The sequence below is a fragment of the Rhodanobacter sp. LX-99 genome, assembly GCF_018599185.1.
In the GTDB taxonomy this organism is placed as follows: domain Bacteria; phylum Pseudomonadota; class Gammaproteobacteria; order Xanthomonadales; family Rhodanobacteraceae; genus Rhodanobacter.
The window spans coordinates 287,724-303,242 of the sequence record NZ_JAHFVL010000001.1 but is presented as its reverse complement, the minus strand read 5'-3'; the positions used below and the strand labels follow the sequence as shown (position 1 = coordinate 303,242).

The window sequence follows — 15,519 nt, the reverse complement described above, 5'->3', positions numbered from 1 at the left end:
AACCATCGGCATCCGGACGGGATGCCTACGGAGTTGCAGCAATGAGCAAAGAACTTTTGCTGGTCGTCGACGCGGTCGCCAATGAAAAGGGCGTGCCGCTGGAAGTGATTTTCGAGGCGATGGAGGCCGCGCTGGCCTCGGCCGCGAAGAAGCGCTATCCGGACGAGGAGCCCGACATCCGCGTCTCGATCGACCACAACACCGGCGAGTACGAGACGTTCCGCCGCTGGGAAATCATCGCCGACGACGGCGAGATGGAATCGCCGTCGTACCAGCTGCGCCTGATGGACGCGCTGGACGAGCGCGCCGACGCCAAGGTGGGCGAGTACATCGAGCAGCAGATCGAGAACGCCGAATTCGGCCGCATCGCCGCGCAGGCCGCCAAACAGGTGATCGTGCAGCGCGTGCGCGAAGCCGAGCGCCAGCAGGTGGTCGACGCATTCGCCGATCGCGTGGGCGAACTGGTCACCGGTATCGTCAAGCGCGTCGAGCGCGGCAACATCTACCTCGACCTGGGCAGCAACGCCGAGGCGTTCATCCCGCGCGACAAGACGATTCCGCGCGAATCGGCCCGCGTCGGCGACCGCGTGCGCGGCTACCTGTACGAAGTGCGTTCCGAGGCCCGCGGCCCGCAGCTGTTCGTGTCGCGCGCCGCACCTGAGTTCATGATCGAGCTGTTCAAGCTGGAAGTGCCGGAAGTCGGCCAGGGCCTGGTCGAGATCAAGGGCTGCGCCCGCGATCCGGGCGATCGCGCCAAGATCGCCGTGCTGGCGCATGACAGCCGCACCGATCCGATCGGCGCCTGCATCGGCATGCGCGGTTCGCGCGTGCAGGCGGTCTCCAACGACCTCAACGGCGAGCGCGTCGACATCATCCTGTGGCACGAGAACCAGGCGCAGTACGTCATCAACGCGATGGCGCCGGCTGAAGTGCAGTCCATCATCATGGACGAGGAAAAGCACTCGATGGACATCGCCGTGGCCGAGGACAAGCTGTCCCAGGCGATCGGCCGCGGCGGCCAGAACGTGCGCCTCGCCAGCAAGCTGACCGGCTGGCAGCTCAACGTGATGACGCAGGACCAGGTCACCGCCAAGAGCGAGTCCGAGCAGGAGGCCGCGCGCCAGCTGTTCATGGACAAGCTGGAGGTGGATCAGGAGATTGCCGTTATCCTCGTGCAGGAAGGCTTCTCCAGCATCGAGGAAATCGCCTACGTGCCCAGCGCCGAACTGCTGGCGGTGGAGGGCTTCGACGAGGACATCGTCGAGGAGCTGCGTGCCCGCGCCCGCGACGCGCTGCTGACCGAGGCACTGGCGGTGGAGGAGGGTGTCGACGACCATCAGCCTTCCGAAGAGCTGCTGGCGCTGGAAGGCATGGACGAAGCGACGGCCTATGTGCTGGCCGCGCGCGCGGTGACCACGGTCGACGACCTGGCCGACCTGGCGGTGGACGACCTGATCGATATCGAGGGCATGGACGAAGAACGTGCCGCAGCACTGATCATGGCCGCGCGCGCACCGATGATCGCGCGACTGGAGAAAGGCGGCTAACCGCGGACGGCGGCACCCTGGAAGGGTGTGCCGAGAAAGGCTTCCGGGAAGCCTTTCACCACGGATGGAGGTGGCGGCGCAGACAACGCCGCACAAGATGATAAGCGCGGGAACGGCGGAGCAAAGAACACGATGTCGGACGTCACGATCAAACAACTCGCCCAGGTACTGGGCCTGCCGGTCGACAAGCTGCTGACGCAGCTTGGCGAAGCGGGCATGAAATTCTCCGACCAGGAGCAGGTCATCAGCAGCACCGAGAAGGTGAAGCTGCTTGGCTTCCTGCGCCGCACGCACGGCAAGAGCGAGGCTGCTGCCGAGGTCGAGGACAGCGCGCCGCGCCAGATCACCTTGAAGCGCCGCACGGTCGGTGAACTGAAGGTGGCCGCGCCGGGTGGCCGCGGCGCCACGGGCGCGGCCAAGACAGTCAATGTCGAGGTGCGCGCCAAGCGCACCTACGTCAAGCGCAGCGTGATCGCCGAGGAAGCCAGCGCCGAGCCCGAGCGCGAGGACGCCGTGCGCAAGCTGCAGGAATCGCAGCAGCAGCGCGAGCAGGAAGAGCGCGAGCGGGTCGAGGCCGAGCAGCGCCGCCAGGCGGAAGCGCAACAGCGCGTCCTGGACGAGCAGCAGCAGAAGGCCGAAAAGGAACAGCGCGAGGTCGAAGTGGCCAGCCCCGCCGAACCGGCCGCGGCCGAGCACGTCGAGACGGCGCCGGAATCGGCGGGCGAAGCGGCGTCCGGGGCTGCCAGCGATGATGCGGCGGGAACCGTGCAGCGCATGGATCAACGCGACCTGGGCATGATCCTGCCGCGCATCCACGAGCCGCGCAAACGTGAAAAGCTGGTCAAGCCGGCTCCGGCTCCTGCTCCGGCCGCCGCTCCGGCGGCCCGTGTTGCGGCGGCCGGCGTCACGGCTCCCCCGGCTGCTGCTGGCGATGCCAGCCGCGGCAAGCCCAAGCATCCCCGTGAACGCAACGACAGCGTCGGCGGCAAGGAAGACCGCGACAGCGCCGGCAAGCGTTTCGCCGGTGGCCAGATGCACCTGAGCGAGGCCGACCGGGCCCGTCGCTCCTCCAGCAGCAAGCGCAGCAAGCCGGGCCGCAGTGGCGGTCGCGAATTGTCGCGTGGCAGCAGCAGTGCGCCGACCGGTCCGCATGGCTTCTCGCGGCCTACCGCGCCGGTGGTGCGCGAAGTGGTCGTGGGCGACACCAACGTCGTCGCCGAGCTGGCCCAGAAGATGGCGGTCAAGGGCTCCGAGGTGGTCAAGGCACTGTTCAAGATGGGCGTGATGGCGACCATCAACCAGACCGTCGATCACGACACCGCGGTGCTGGTGGTCGAGGAACTCGGCCACACGCCGATCGCCGACAACCAGAACAACGCCGAGGAGACGCTGGCGGCGCATACCCAGAACATCGAACTGGAGGGCGAGAAGGTCACGCGTCCGCCGGTGGTGACGATCATGGGTCACGTCGACCACGGCAAGACCTCGCTGCTCGACTACATCCGCCGCACCAAGGTCGCTTCCGGCGAAGCCGGCGGGATCACCCAGCATATCGGCGCGTACCACGTGCAGACGTCCAAGGGCGTGATCACGTTCCTGGATACGCCTGGCCACGCCGCGTTCACCTCGATGCGTGCCCGTGGCGCGCAGTCGACCGACATCGTGATCCTGGTGGTGGCCGCCGATGACGGCGTGATGCCGCAGACGGTGGAAGCGGTGAAGCATGCGCGCGCCGCCAAGGTGCCGCTGATCGTCGCGGTCAACAAGATGGACAAGGAAGGCGCCAACCCGGACAACGTCAAGCAGGGCCTGGTGCAGCACGAAGTGGTGCCGGAAGACTGGGGCGGCGACGTGCAGTTCGTGCCGGTATCGGCCAAGACCGGCATGGGCGTCGAGGAACTGCTCGACGCGATCTCGGTGCAGGCCGAAGTGATGGAACTCAAGGCTGTCGTCGACGGCCGCGCTTCCGGCGTGGTGATCGAATCCAGCCTGGACCGCGGCCGCGGCCCGGTGGCCACCGTGCTGGTGCAGCAGGGCACGCTGCGCAAGGGAGATTTCGTGGTCTGCGGCGTCGAATATGGCCGCATGCGCGCGCTGATCGACGAAACCGGCAAGCAGGTGGCCGAAGCCGGCCCGTCGATTCCGGTGCAGGTGCTTGGCCTGTCCGGAGTGCCGGAAACCGGCGACGACTTCGTCTGCGTCGAGGACGAGCGCCTGGCCCGCGAGGTCGCCGAGGAGCGCCAGCTCAAGCGGCGCGAGACGCGCATGGTCAGCAAGAGCAACCGGCTCGAGGACATCATCGCCAAGATGGGCCAGGGCGTGGAGCAGCAGACGCTCAACATCCTGGTCAAGGGCGACGTGCAGGGTTCGGTCGAGGCGCTGCGCGAGTCGCTGACCCAGATCGGCAACGACCGGGTCAGGGTCAACGTGGTGGCTTCCGGCGTCGGCGGCATCACCGAATCCGACGCCACCCTGGCGGCGGCCTCGAAGGCGCTGGTCATCGGCTTCAACGTGCGCGCCGACGCCTCGGCGCGCAAGGTGATCGAGACCAACGGCCTGGACGTGCGCTACTTCTCGATCATCTACGACGTGATCGATCAGGTCACCCAGGCGGCGACCGGCCTGCTCGGCATGGAAGTGCGCGAGGACATCATCGGCACCGCCGAGGTGCGCGACGTGTTCCGCAGCTCGAAATTCGGCGCCGTGGCCGGTTGCATGGTCACCGAAGGCGTGGTCAAGCGCAGCAAGCCGATCCGCGTGCTGCGCGACCACGTGGTGATCTTCGAAGGCGAGCTGGAATCGCTGCGCCGCTTCAAGGACCTCGTCGACGAAGTGCGCAACGGCATGGAGTGCGGCATCGCCGTGAAGCAGTACAACGACGTCAAGCCGGGCGACCAGATCGAGTGCTTCGAACGCACCGAAGTGGCGCGCACGCTCTGACCTTGAGCCCCTCTCCCGTCGGGAGAGGGGTTGGGGCGAGGGTTCACGACTTGCGCAACCTTCCAGTCGCAGAGTCCACGCAGGGTCGGGTACCCTCATCCGCCCCTTCGGGGCACCTTCTCCCGAGGGGAGAAGGGACATTGTCCTTCGGAGCTTTCTTCATGCCCTCCCGCGACTTCAAACGTACTGACCGCATCGGTGCCGAACTGCGTCGCGAGCTTGGCTTGCTGGTGCATGCGGCCGTGCGCGATCACGGGCTGCCGTCGACCAGCGTGTGCGACGTGGAAATCACCCGTGACCTGGACTGGGCCACGGTATGGGTGACCACGATGCTGCCCGAGCAGGGGTTGCCGGCAGTGAAGGCACTCAACGAGATGAGCCACGAGATCCGCCATGCGCTGGCGCACAGCGGCATGCGCATGCGCCGGGTGCCGGAATTGAAGTTCAAGTACGACGACTCGGTCGACAAGGGCGAGCGTATCGAATCGCTGCTGCGCCAGCAGGCGCGCGACCTGACGCCGCCGGGCGGCGACGAGCAGGATTGAACCGCAAGCCTTGGGCGTCACCGAGCCGATGAATCGTCCGCCGCGCATCCAGTTCCGTGACCTGCACGGCATCGTGCTGCTCGACAAACCATCGGGCCTGAGTTCCAACCAGGCGCTGCAGGCCGTGCGCCGGTTGCTGCGCGCGTCCAAGGGCGGCCATACCGGGGCGCTCGATCCGCTGGCCACCGGCCTGCTGCCGCTGTGTTTCGGCGAGGCGACCAAGCTGGCCGGCAGCCTGCTGGGCGCACGCAAGGCCTACCTGGCCGAATGCCGGCTCGGCATCACCACCGATACCGCCGATAGCGAGGGCGTGGTCGTTCGGGAATGCCCGGTGCCGGAGATCGACGACGCGGCGATCGAGGCGGCGCTGGCCCAATTGCGCGGCCGCATCCTGCAGGTGCCGCCGATGTATTCCGCGCTGAAGCAGGGCGGCGAACGGTTGTATGCCAAGGCGCGCCGCGGCGAAACCGTGGAAGTGCCGCCGCGCGAAGTGGAGGTGCATCGGTTCGAACTGCTGGCGCGCGACGGCGACACGCTGCAGCTGCTGGTGGAATGCGGCTCCGGCACCTACGTCCGCTCGCTGGCGGTGGACCTGGGCGAGGATCTCGGTTGCGGCGCCCACCTGGCCGCGCTGCGCCGGATCTGGGTGGAGCCGTTCCGCGAGCCGCAGATGGTGACTCTGGAACAGCTGCGGCTCGCGGCGGAACAGGGTGACGAGGCCCTGCTGGCGTGGTTGCTGCCGGTCTCGGCCGGACTGTCCGATCTTCCGGTATTGCGGCTCGATGAGACGCAAAGCATGGCCATTTCACGCGGCCAGCAGATTGACTTGCCGGGCTTGCGGGAGGCAGGACGCTGCGCGGCGTATGCCAGCGATGGCGCGTTGCTGGCGCTGCTGGAACCGGATGCCGAAGGGCGTGCGCGCATTCTGCGTGGCTTCAACCTGCCGCCGGACTGACCGATTTGCCCCGGAACACCGTTCCGCTCTTGTTGAAACACCGCTCCCATCAGTAGAATAGACAAGTTATTTCAAAGCTTTCACTCAACTAGGCGAAGCTTGCGCTTGCGTCATCACGATGACGCAAGCGCAAGCTTCGCATCGCCTTTCAAGGAAACGTATACCTCATGTCTCTTACCGCAGAACAAACCGGCAAGATCATCGCTGATTTCGGCCGCGTGCCGAACGACACCGGTTCGACCGAAGTCCAGGTGGCCCTGCTGTCCGCCCGCATCGACCATCTCACCGGCCACTTCAAGGAACACAAGCAGGATCACCACTCCCGCCGTGGCCTGCTGAAGCTGGTCAACCAGCGCAAGCGCCTGCTCAGCTATCTGAAGGATCGCGATCTTGCGCGTTACCAGACCCTGATCGAACGCCTCGGCCTGCGTCGGTAATTCGCGTGCGTTCGTCCATGAACGCAAAGATCAAGAGGCGCCCATCCGTGGGCGCACTTCTCAATCAGAGCAGGAATTAAGCACGTGGCAAAAGTAACCAAGTCATTCCAGTACGGTAATCACGAAGTCACACTGGAGACGGGCGAAATTGCCCGCCAGGCATCCGGTGCGGTCATGGCCAGCATGGGCGGCACCGTGGTGCTGGTCACCGCCGTCGCCGCGACCAAGCAGAAGGAAGGCCAGGATTTCTTCCCGCTCACCGTCGATTACGTCGAGAAGTTCTACTCCGCCGGCCGCATCCCGGGCGGCTTCTTCAAGCGCGAAGGCCGTCCGACCGAGAAGGAGACGCTGACCTCGCGCCTGATCGATCGCCCGGTGCGCCCGCTGTTCCCGGACGACTTCAAGAACGAAGTGCAGGTCATCGCCCAGGTCGTCTCGCTGAACCCCGAGGTTGACGGCGACATCGTGGCGCTGCTCGGCGCCTCCGCCGCGCTGAGCCTGGCCGGCATCCCGTTCAAGGGCCCGATCGGCGCTGCCCGCGTCGGTTACGCCAACGGCAAGTACCTGCTGAACCCGTCGGCCACCGAGCTGAAGACCTCCCAACTGGACCTGGTCGTCGCCGGTACCGCCGGTGCGGTGCTGATGGTGGAGTCCGAAGCGCAGCTGCTGTCCGAGGACGTGATGCTCGGCGCGGTGATGTTCGGCCACCAGCAGATGCAGACTGCGATCCGCGCGATCGCCGAACTGGCCACCGAGGCCGGCAAGCCGTCGTGGGACTGGCAGGCGCCGGCCCGCAACGAGTCGCTGGTCGCCGCCGTCAAGGGCGCGGTCGGCAACCAGCTGGCCGCAGCGTTCCAGGTGCGCGACAAGCTGGAGCGTCGCGACGCGATCTCCGCGATCAAGGCCGACGTGTTGGCCGGGCTCAAGGCGCAGGCCGAAGAGAATGGCTGGTCGTCCGCCGCAATGGCCAAGGAATTCGAGGAGCTCGAATACCACACCATGCGCGACAGCGTGCTGAAGACCAAGGTGCGCATCGACGGCCGCCAGCTGGACGACGTGCGCGCGATCACCGCCCGCGTCGGCGTGCTGCCGCGGACCCACGGTTCGGCGCTGTTCACCCGCGGCGAGACGCAGGCCCTGGTCGTCGTCACGCTGGGCACCACGCGCGACGCGCAGATCATCGACGCGCCCGGTGGCGAGTCGAAGGATCCGTTCCTGTTCCACTACAACTTCCCGCCGTTCTCGGTGGGTGAGGCCGGTCGCTTCGGCGCGCCGAAGCGTCGCGAGATCGGCCACGGCCGCCTCGCCAAGCGCGGTGTGCAGGCGGTGAAGCCGACGATCGAGGAATTCCCGTACGTGCTGCGCGTGGTCTCGGAAATCACCGAGTCCAACGGTTCCTCGTCGATGGCCTCGGTGTGCGGTTCCTCGCTGGCGATGATGGATGCCGGCGTGCCGCTGAAGGCGCCGGTGGCCGGCATCGCGATGGGCCTGGTCAAGGAAGGCGGCGACTTCGTCGTGCTGTCCGACATCCTGGGCGACGAGGATCACCTCGGCGACATGGATTTCAAGGTGGCCGGCAGCGCCGACGGCATCTCCGCGCTGCAGATGGACATCAAGATCGACGGCATCACCGAGGAGATCATGAAGGTGGCGCTGGAGCAGGCCAAGCGCGGCCGCCTGCACATTCTCGGCGAGATGAACAAGGCGCTGTCCACGGCCCGCTCGGAAATGAGCGAGTACGCCCCGCGCCTGATCACCATCAAGATCCACCCGGACAAGATCCGCGAGGTGATCGGCAAGGGCGGCGCCACGATCCGTTCGATCACCGAAGAGACCGGCACCACGATCGACATCAGCGACGACGGCACCATCATCGTCGGCTCGGTCAATCGCGAGGCGGGCGAAGCGGCGAAGAAGCGCATTGAGCAGATCGTTTCCGACGTCGAGCCGGGCCGCATCTACGAGGGCAAGGTCGCCAAGCTGATGGACTTCGGCGCGTTCGTCACGATCATGCCGGGCAAGGATGGCCTGGTGCACGTGTCGCAGATCTCCGACGAGCGCGTCGAGAAGGTTTCCGACAAGCTGAAGGAAGGCGACATCGTCAAGGTCAAGGTGCTCGAAGTGGACAAGCAGGGCCGTATCCGCCTGTCGATGAAGGCCGTGACCGAAGAAGAACGCGCTGGCGTCTGAGTTTCCGGACAAGGCGATTCCACAAGGCCCGGCCCATGCCGGGCCTTGTGCGTTCCGGCGCCGGTGATTTTGTGCAACACGCTTTTGCTAGGATGGATGAACCTTGCACGAGGACGCACCGATGGCCGACCCGGCGAATGATTTCATCAGGGATTACCAGGCGCTGGCACAGCAGTCGTGGGATGCCTGGACGCGCCAGTTCCAGCAGCAACCCGCGGCGAATCCGTTCGCGCCGCCACCGGCGTCAGCCGCGGGCAACGACATGCTGGAACGCACGCTGGCCGGCCTGAAGGGATATTTCGACTGGATGCAGGCGGCTGCCGGCGGCGCAGCCCAGCAGCAGCCGACCACCGACTGGCGCCAGCAGTTGCAGCAGATGTTCGGTGGTGCCAGCCAGCCGTTTGCGCAGGCCTTCGGCGGGATCGACAGTGCCGGCGCGGAAGGCTTCGCGCGGCAATGGCGATCGTGGATGCAGGCAGCCCAGCACAGCGGTTTCGGCGACCTGCCGGGCACGCACGGGCCGACGCCGGCGTTCGGCCTGAACCGCGAGCAGCAGATGCAGCAGCAGGCCCTGGCCACGGCGCTGCTGGAGTCGATGCAGGCGACCACCCGCTATCAGGAACTGATTCAGCGCGCCAACACGCAGGGCATGCAGCGCCTGCAGGAGAAGCTGGCCCGGCATGCCGAACCGGGTCGCCAGATCGATTCGCTGAAGGGACTGTACGACCTGTGGGTGGACGCCTCGGAGGAGGCGTATGCCGAGATCGCGCTGTCCGACGAGTTCCGCGAGGTCTACGGCGAGATGGTCAACACGCAGATGCGCGTGCGCCAGTTGCAGCAACAGCAGACCGAACAGCTCTGCCGGCAGTTGGGCGTGCCGACGCGCAGCGAAGTGTCGAGCCTTGGCGAACGGCTGCAGGCCTTGCGCCGCGAGTTTCGCGCCAGCCGGGCCGGTGCGTCCGCCGATCATGCCGACGAGATCATGGCGTTGCGCCGTGAGCTGGCCGCGCTGAAACGCCAGCTGGCCGATGGCCCGGCAGCGGCAACTGTGTCGAAGAAGGCTGCTTCCGCCAAGTCTCCGGTCGCTGCGAAGAAGGCGCCGGCAAAAGTGGCGCGCAAGCCTGCCGCCGTGTCCAAGTCCAGCTCCAGCCCGCGCAAGCGCAAGTAAGGAGGCCCGCCATGCAAACGCCATTGCGCATCGACCCGGCCAGGGCGCTGGGCGACATCGCCACGTTCCAGCGCAAGCTCGCCGCCGGCATGGGCCATCTGCGCAGCATGCGCGAGCCCGAGTACGCGAACACACCGCGCGAACTGGTCTACAGCGAAGACAAGTTGAAAGTGTGGCATTTCACCGGCTACGGCAGGAGCGCCTCGAAGACGCCGCTGCTGATCGTCTACGCGCTGGTCAACACAGTGTGGATGACCGACCTGCAGGCCGACCGCTCGATGGTGCGCAACCTGCTGGAGCAGGGCGAGGACGTCTACCTGATCGACTGGGGCTACCCCGACGGCGCCGACCGCTGGCTGACCCTGGACGACTACATCAACGGCTACCTCGACCGCTGCGTCGACGCGGTGCGCGAACGGCATGGACTGGATGCGATCAACCTGCTCGGCATCTGTCAGGGCGGCGCGTTCTCGCTGTGCTACACCGCGCTGCACGCGGACAAGGTGAAGAACCTGATCACCATGGTCACCCCGGTGGATTTCCATACGCCGGACAACATGCTGTCGCACTGGTGCCGCGGCATGGACGTGGACCTGTTCGTCGACACCATGGGCAACATCCCGGCGGGGCTGATGAACTACATCTACCTCACGCTGAAGCCGCTGCGGCTGAACCAGCAGAAGTACATCGGCATGGTCGACATCCTGGACAACCCGGCCGAGCTGGAGAACTTCCTGCGCATGGAGCGCTGGATCTTCGATTCGCCGGACCAGGCCGGCGAGGCGTTCCGCCATTTCATCAAGGATTTCTACCAGGGCAACAAGCTGGTCAAGGGCACGCTCGAGATCGGCGGCCGGCCGGTGGACCTGGGCATGATCACCCAGCCGGTGCTGAACATCTTCGCCGAGCAGGATCACCTGGTGCCGCCGGATGCCTCGCGCGCGCTGGGCAAGCATGTCGGCACCACCGACTACACCCAGCTCGCGTTCAAGGGCGGCCACATCGGCATCTACGTGTCCGGCCGCGCCCAGCGCGAGGTGCCGCCGGCGATCCATCAGTGGTTGCGCCAGCGCGCGTAATTGCGCGCCGGCATGCGCTCGCCTGTTGTGTGAAATACCTGCATGGCAGGCGATAATGAACAGATGAGCGCATCCGTCGAAACCCACGATTCCATCCGTGCCGTGCAGTGGCAGGGCGATCACCTGCGCCTGCTCGATCAGCGCCTCCTGCCGGGTGCGGAATGCTGGATCGACTGTCGCGATGCGGCCCAGGTGACCCAGGCGATCCGCGACCTGGCCGTGCGTGGCGCACCGGCGATCGGCATTGCCGCGGCATGGGGCGTGGCGATGGCCGCGCAGCAGGGCGCACCGCTGGAACCGGTGCTGGCGACGTTGCGCGCAGCGCGGCCCACTGCGGTGAACCTGATGTGGGCGCTGGACCGGATGAAGAGACGCATCGCGGCCGGCGCCGACGCCGATGCGCTGCTGCGTGAAGCGCAGGCGATCCAGGACGAAGACCTGGCCGCGAACCGCCGCATGGGCGAGCTGGGCGCCGCGTTGATCGCACCCGGCTCGGGCGTGCTGACCCACTGCAACACCGGCTCGCTGGCCACTGCCGGTTACGGCACCGCGTTGGGCGTGATCCGCGCCGGCGTGGCGGCGAAGCGCATCGCGCGGGTCTACGCCGGCGAAACCCGGCCATGGCAGCAAGGTGCCCGATTGACCATGTGGGAACTGGTGCGCGACGGCATTCCGGCCCAGCTGATCGCCGACTCCGCTGCGGCGCACCTGATGAAATCCGGCGCCGTGCAGTGGGTGATCGTGGGCGCCGACCGCATCGCCGCGAACGGCGACACCGCGAACAAGATCGGCACCTACCAGCTGGCGATCGCGGCGAAGTACCACGGCGTGAAGTTCATGGTGGTGGCGCCGTCCTCCACCGTCGACATGGCCACCGGCAGCGGCGAGGAAATCGAGATCGAGTTGCGCGACCCGGCCGAGCTGCTCGGCACCGCCGGCCATCGCACCGTGGTCGAGGGAGCGCAGGCGTGGAACCCGGTGTTCGACGTGGCGCCGGCCGAACTGATCGACGCGATCGTCACCGAGCGCGGCGTGATCGAGCGGCCGAACAGCATCGCGATGCAGGCGATGTTTGGATGCTGAAGCTGTCGCGCGAGGTCGCGCCGCGGCCGGTGGCGCGCTTGGCCTGCCGGTCGGCGCGGTCGTCGTGCAGGTTCTGGTGAACTTTCCGGGCCTGCGCCGGCGGCTTTCGCTGGCCGTGGCGACCGGTTCGGCGATCGCCGCGCTGGTCAATTTTTCGACAGCCCGGCGGATGCTTTCCAAACGCTCCAGGACGGCCACGTAAGTTATTGATTTTTAATAGTTAAATCCTGTCTTTTTGATGCCGTTCGTGATACACTCACGGGGTTGATTTCGGGTCGCTTGCGCACGCGCTTGAGGCGCGGCGCCAGCGTCCTTTTTTCGTTATCAGGGAAGCCGATTGATGGCAGAGCTCGCCAAAGAAGTGATTCGCGTCAACATCGAAGACGAGATGCGCCAGAGCTATCTCGATTACGCCATGAGCGTGATCGTGGGCCGCGCCCTCCCGGATGTCCGTGATGGCCTGAAACCCGTGCACCGCCGCGTATTGTTCGCGATGAACGAGCTGGGCAATGCGTGGAACAAGCCGTACAAGAAGTCGGCCCGCGTGGTCGGTGACGTGATCGGTAAATACCATCCGCATGGCGACCAGTCGGTCTACGACGCGATCGTGCGCATGGCCCAGCCGTTCTCGCTGCGCTACATGCTGGTCGACGGCCAGGGCAACTTCGGTTCGGTCGACGGCGACAACGCGGCGGCGATGCGTTACACCGAGGTGCGCATGTCGCGCCTCACCCACGAGCTGCTGGCCGACATCGACAAGGAAACCGTCGATTTCGGCTTCAACTACGACGAGAGCGAACGCGAGCCGCTGGTGCTGCCGTCGCGCGTGCCGAGCCTGCTGGTGAACGGCTCGGCCGGCATCGCGGTCGGCATGGCCACCAACATCCCGCCGCACAACCTCAACGAGGTGATCGCGGCCACGATGGCGCTGATCGACGAGCCTTCGCTGTCGATAGACGAGCTGATGCACTACATCCCGGGGCCGGACTTCCCGACCTACGGCATCATCAACGGCTCGTCGGGCATCATCGAGGCGTACCGTACCGGCCGCGGCCGCATCCTGGTGCGCGCGAAGGCCGAGATCGAGACCGAGTCGAACGGCCGCGAGACGATCATCGTCCACGAGCTGCCGTATCAGGTGAACAAGGCGCGGCTGATCGAGAAGATCGCCGAGCTGGTCAAGGAGAAGAAGCTCGAAGGCATCAGCGAGCTGCGCGACGAATCCGACAAGGACGGTATGCGCATCGTCATCGAGATCCGCAAGGACGCGATGGGCGACGTGGTGTTGAACAACCTGTTCCAGCAGACCCAGCTGCAGGTGACGTTCGGCATCAACATGGTGGCGCTGCTGGATGGCCAGCCGCGCCTGCTGAACCTCAAGGACATTCTCGAGGCGTTCATCCGCCATCGCCGTGAAGTAGTCACCCGCCGTACCATCTTCGACCTGCGCAAGGCCCGTGCCCGCGCGCATATCCTCGAGGGCCTGACCGTCGCGCTGGCCAACATCGACGAGATGATCGAACTGATCAAGACCTCGGCGTCGCCGGCCGAGGCGCGCGAGCGCATGGTCTCGCGGCGCTGGGAAGCCGGCCTGGTGCGGGCCCTGCTGTCCGCCACCGGCGCCGACGCGTCGCGGCCGGAGGACATGGATCCGCGCGACGGCCTGAAGGCCGACGGCTACCAGCTGTCCGAGGCGCAGGCGCTGGAGATCCTGGCGATGCGGCTGCATCGCCTGACCGGACTGGAGCAGGAAAAGCTTTCCGACGAATACCGGCAGATCCTGGAGACCATCCGCGGCCTGATCGAGATCCTGGAGAACCCCGACCGCCTGCTGGGAGTGATCCGCGAGGAACTGGAGGCGATCAAGGCCGAGTTCGGCGATGCCCGCCGCACCGAGATCCAGCATTCGCAGGAAGACCTCAACGTGCTCGACCTGATCGCGCCGGAAGACGTCGTGGTCACGCTGTCGCATACGGGTTACATCAAGCGCCAGCCGGCCAGCACGTACCGGGCGCAGAAGCGCGGCGGCAAGGGCCGTTCGGCCTCGGCGCTGAAGGACGAGGACGTCGTCGAGCAGCTGTGGGTGGTCAACACGCACGACACCCTGCTGACCTTCACCAGCACCGGCCGCGTCTACTGGCTCAAGGTCTACCAGATGCCGGAAGCGGGCCCCGGCGCGCGCGGCAAGCCGATCATCAACCTGCTGCCGCTGGGCGAGGGCGAGAAGGTGCAGGCGGTGCTGCCGGTGCGCGAATACACCGACGATCGCTTCGTGTTCTTCGCCACGAAGCACGGCACGGTCAAGAAGACCCCGCTGACCGAGTTCGCATTCCAGCTGCAGAAGGGCAAGCTCGCGATCAAGCTCAGCGACGGCGACGCGCTGGTCAACGTGGAGCTGACCGACGGCAACAGCGACATCCTGCTGTTCGCCTCCAACGGCAAGGTCAATCGCTTCGACGAGAACACCGTGCGTTCGATGGGCCGTACCGCCACCGGCGTGCGCGGCATGCGGCTGGCCGAAGGCGCCCACGTGGTTTCGCTGATCGTGGCGGCGGAAGGCGACATCCTTACCGCGACGGAACGCGGCTACGGCAAGCGCACCCAACTGGCCGAGTTCACCAAGAAGGGCCGTGGCACGCAGGGCGTGATCGGCATCCAGTGCTCCGAGCGCAACGGCGCGCTGGTCGGCGCCGTGCAGGTCACCGAAGCGCACGAGCTGATGCTGATCTCCGACCAGGGCACCCTGGTGCGCACCCGCGTGGCGGAAGTCTCGCAGCTCGGCCGCAACACCCAGGGCGTCACCCTGATCCGCCTGCCTGCCGACGAGACCCTGGTCAGCGTGATGCGGTTGGATGCGGAGGAGGACAACGGCGAGGACGCCGAGGTCGTCGACGCCAATGCGCCGGCCGGTGGCGATGGTTCCAGTGAGGTCGAGCCGGCAGGCACCGACGAGTGAACCTGGCACGCGCCTGAATCGAAAAACCCCGGCGATGCCGGGGTTTTTCGTTGCCGGACCCGGAATCGCCTCAGTGGGCGATGGCCGCCAGCATCGCCTCGGCGCTGGAAACGCGCAGTTCGCCGGGTGCCTCGACCTGCAGCAGGCGCACCACGCCATCTTCCGCATACAGCGCAAAGCGGCGCGTGCGCAGGCCCATGCCGAAGGCGGTGCCGTCCAGTTCCAGTCCCAGCGCGCGGGTGAAGCTCGCGTTGCCGTCGGCCAGCATCAGCAGGCCTGCGGGGACCTTCTGCGAAGCAGCCCAGGCCTGCATCACGTAACCGTCGTTGACGGCCAGGCACATCACGCTGATGCCGCGCTGCCGGAACTCGGCGAAGTGCGCCGAATAGCCGGGCAGGTGCTTGTTCGAGCAGGTCGGGGTGAACGCGCCGGGCACGCCGAACAGCAGTGCCTTGCGTCCGGCGAACAAGGCGGCGGACTGGGCCGGCCGGATGTCGCCGTCGATGACCTGGATGGTGGTGTCGGGAATCGTGTCGCCAGGCTGGATGCTCATGCGGGTCTCGGAATGGGGGGGGGAGGCCCCGCCATGCTAATCGCGCGGCGCTGGGCTGTCGCCTTG

General features: G+C 66.5%; 12 protein-coding genes. 11 read left to right on the top strand and 1 reads right to left on the bottom strand.

Translation table 11 applies throughout. From position 1 onward, the window contains the following. Positions 1–41 precede the first annotated feature (41 nt). The 11 genes from nusA to gyrA all read left to right on the top strand — a co-directional run bounded on the left by nusA (position 42) and on the right by gyrA (position 14,900). Positions 42–1,547: a transcription termination factor NusA gene (gene nusA, locus KK131_RS01365; protein WP_214554738.1), complete on the top strand. Its 1,506-nt coding sequence runs from the start codon at positions 42–44 to the stop codon at positions 1,545–1,547. A gap of 132 nt (positions 1,548–1,679) precedes the next feature. Further along, positions 1,680–4,487: a translation initiation factor IF-2 gene (gene infB, locus KK131_RS01360; protein WP_214554736.1), complete on the top strand. Its 2,808-nt coding sequence runs from the start codon at positions 1,680–1,682 to the stop codon at positions 4,485–4,487. 161 nt (positions 4,488–4,648) lie between these two features. Then, a complete protein-coding gene (gene rbfA, locus KK131_RS01355) occupies positions 4,649–5,032 on the top strand; it encodes a 30S ribosome-binding factor RbfA (RefSeq protein ID WP_214554734.1) in 384 nt (127 codons plus the stop codon). 28 nt (positions 5,033–5,060) lie between these two features. After that, on the top strand, positions 5,061–5,987 hold the full coding sequence (gene truB, locus KK131_RS01350; protein ID WP_214554732.1) for a tRNA pseudouridine(55) synthase TruB: 927 nt from the start codon (positions 5,061–5,063) through the stop codon (positions 5,985–5,987). A 167-nt stretch (positions 5,988–6,154) separates the two neighbouring features. After that, the gene (gene rpsO / locus KK131_RS01345) at positions 6,155–6,424 is read left to right on the top strand and encodes a 30S ribosomal protein S15 (RefSeq protein ID WP_007513234.1); all 270 of its coding nucleotides are present in this window, start codon (positions 6,155–6,157) and stop codon (positions 6,422–6,424) included. Positions 6,425–6,508: 84 nt separating this feature from the next. After that, the gene (gene pnp, locus KK131_RS01340; protein WP_214554731.1) at positions 6,509–8,614 is read left to right on the top strand and encodes a polyribonucleotide nucleotidyltransferase; all 2,106 of its coding nucleotides are present in this window, start codon (positions 6,509–6,511) and stop codon (positions 8,612–8,614) included. Between the two features lie 103 nt (positions 8,615–8,717). Continuing rightward, entirely contained in the window at positions 8,718–9,782 is a 1,065-nt protein-coding gene (locus KK131_RS01335; RefSeq protein ID WP_250887150.1) for a poly(R)-hydroxyalkanoic acid synthase subunit PhaE, read from the top strand. An 11-nt stretch (positions 9,783–9,793) separates the two neighbouring features. Beyond that, positions 9,794–10,861 carry a class III poly(R)-hydroxyalkanoic acid synthase subunit PhaC gene (gene phaC / locus KK131_RS01330; protein WP_214554730.1) on the top strand — a complete coding sequence of 356 codons (1,068 nt, stop codon included), beginning with the start codon at positions 9,794–9,796 and terminating at the stop codon, positions 10,859–10,861. 63 nt (positions 10,862–10,924) lie between these two features. Further along, positions 10,925–11,944, top strand: a complete 1,020-nt coding sequence (mtnA, locus tag KK131_RS01325) for an S-methyl-5-thioribose-1-phosphate isomerase (RefSeq protein WP_214554729.1) — start codon at positions 10,925–10,927, stop codon at positions 11,942–11,944. Then, the gene (locus KK131_RS01320) at positions 11,934–12,146 is read left to right on the top strand and encodes a hypothetical protein (RefSeq protein WP_214554728.1); all 213 of its coding nucleotides are present in this window, start codon (positions 11,934–11,936) and stop codon (positions 12,144–12,146) included. The genes mtnA and KK131_RS01320 overlap by 11 nt, the downstream gene beginning before the upstream one ends. A gap of 138 nt (positions 12,147–12,284) precedes the next feature. Beyond that, positions 12,285–14,900 (top strand): DNA gyrase subunit A, encoded by a 2,616-nt coding sequence (gene gyrA / locus KK131_RS01315; protein ID WP_214554727.1) that lies wholly within the window; start codon positions 12,285–12,287, stop codon positions 14,898–14,900. Between the two features lie 70 nt (positions 14,901–14,970). On the opposite strand, the gene KK131_RS01310 is transcribed toward gyrA, so the two are convergent. Further along, positions 14,971–15,453 carry a peroxiredoxin gene (locus KK131_RS01310; RefSeq protein WP_214554726.1) on the bottom strand — a complete coding sequence of 161 codons (483 nt, stop codon included), beginning with the start codon at positions 15,451–15,453 and terminating at the stop codon, positions 14,971–14,973. Between the last annotated feature and the right edge of the window lie 66 nt (positions 15,454–15,519).

What these genes read in the sequence shown, in the direction of transcription:
- nusA (WP_214554738.1), top strand. Translation starts at nt 42, where the DNA reads ATGAGCAAAGAACTTTTGCTGGTCGTCGACGCGGTCGCCAATGAAAAG.
- rbfA (WP_214554734.1), top strand. Translation starts at nt 4,649, where the DNA reads ATGCCCTCCCGCGACTTCAAACGTACTGACCGCATCGGTGCCGAACTG.
- mtnA (WP_214554729.1), top strand. Translation starts at nt 10,925, where the DNA reads ATGAGCGCATCCGTCGAAACCCACGATTCCATCCGTGCCGTGCAGTGG.
- KK131_RS01310 (WP_214554726.1), bottom strand. Translation starts at nt 15,453, where the DNA reads ATGAGCATCCAGCCTGGCGACACGATTCCCGACACCACCATCCAGGTC.
- gyrA (WP_214554727.1), top strand. Translation starts at nt 12,285, where the DNA reads ATGGCAGAGCTCGCCAAAGAAGTGATTCGCGTCAACATCGAAGACGAG.
- infB (WP_214554736.1), top strand. Translation starts at nt 1,680, where the DNA reads ATGTCGGACGTCACGATCAAACAACTCGCCCAGGTACTGGGCCTGCCG.
- rpsO (WP_007513234.1), top strand. Translation starts at nt 6,155, where the DNA reads ATGTCTCTTACCGCAGAACAAACCGGCAAGATCATCGCTGATTTCGGC.
- truB (WP_214554732.1), top strand. Translation starts at nt 5,061, where the DNA reads ATGAATCGTCCGCCGCGCATCCAGTTCCGTGACCTGCACGGCATCGTG.
- phaC (WP_214554730.1), top strand. Translation starts at nt 9,794, where the DNA reads ATGCAAACGCCATTGCGCATCGACCCGGCCAGGGCGCTGGGCGACATC.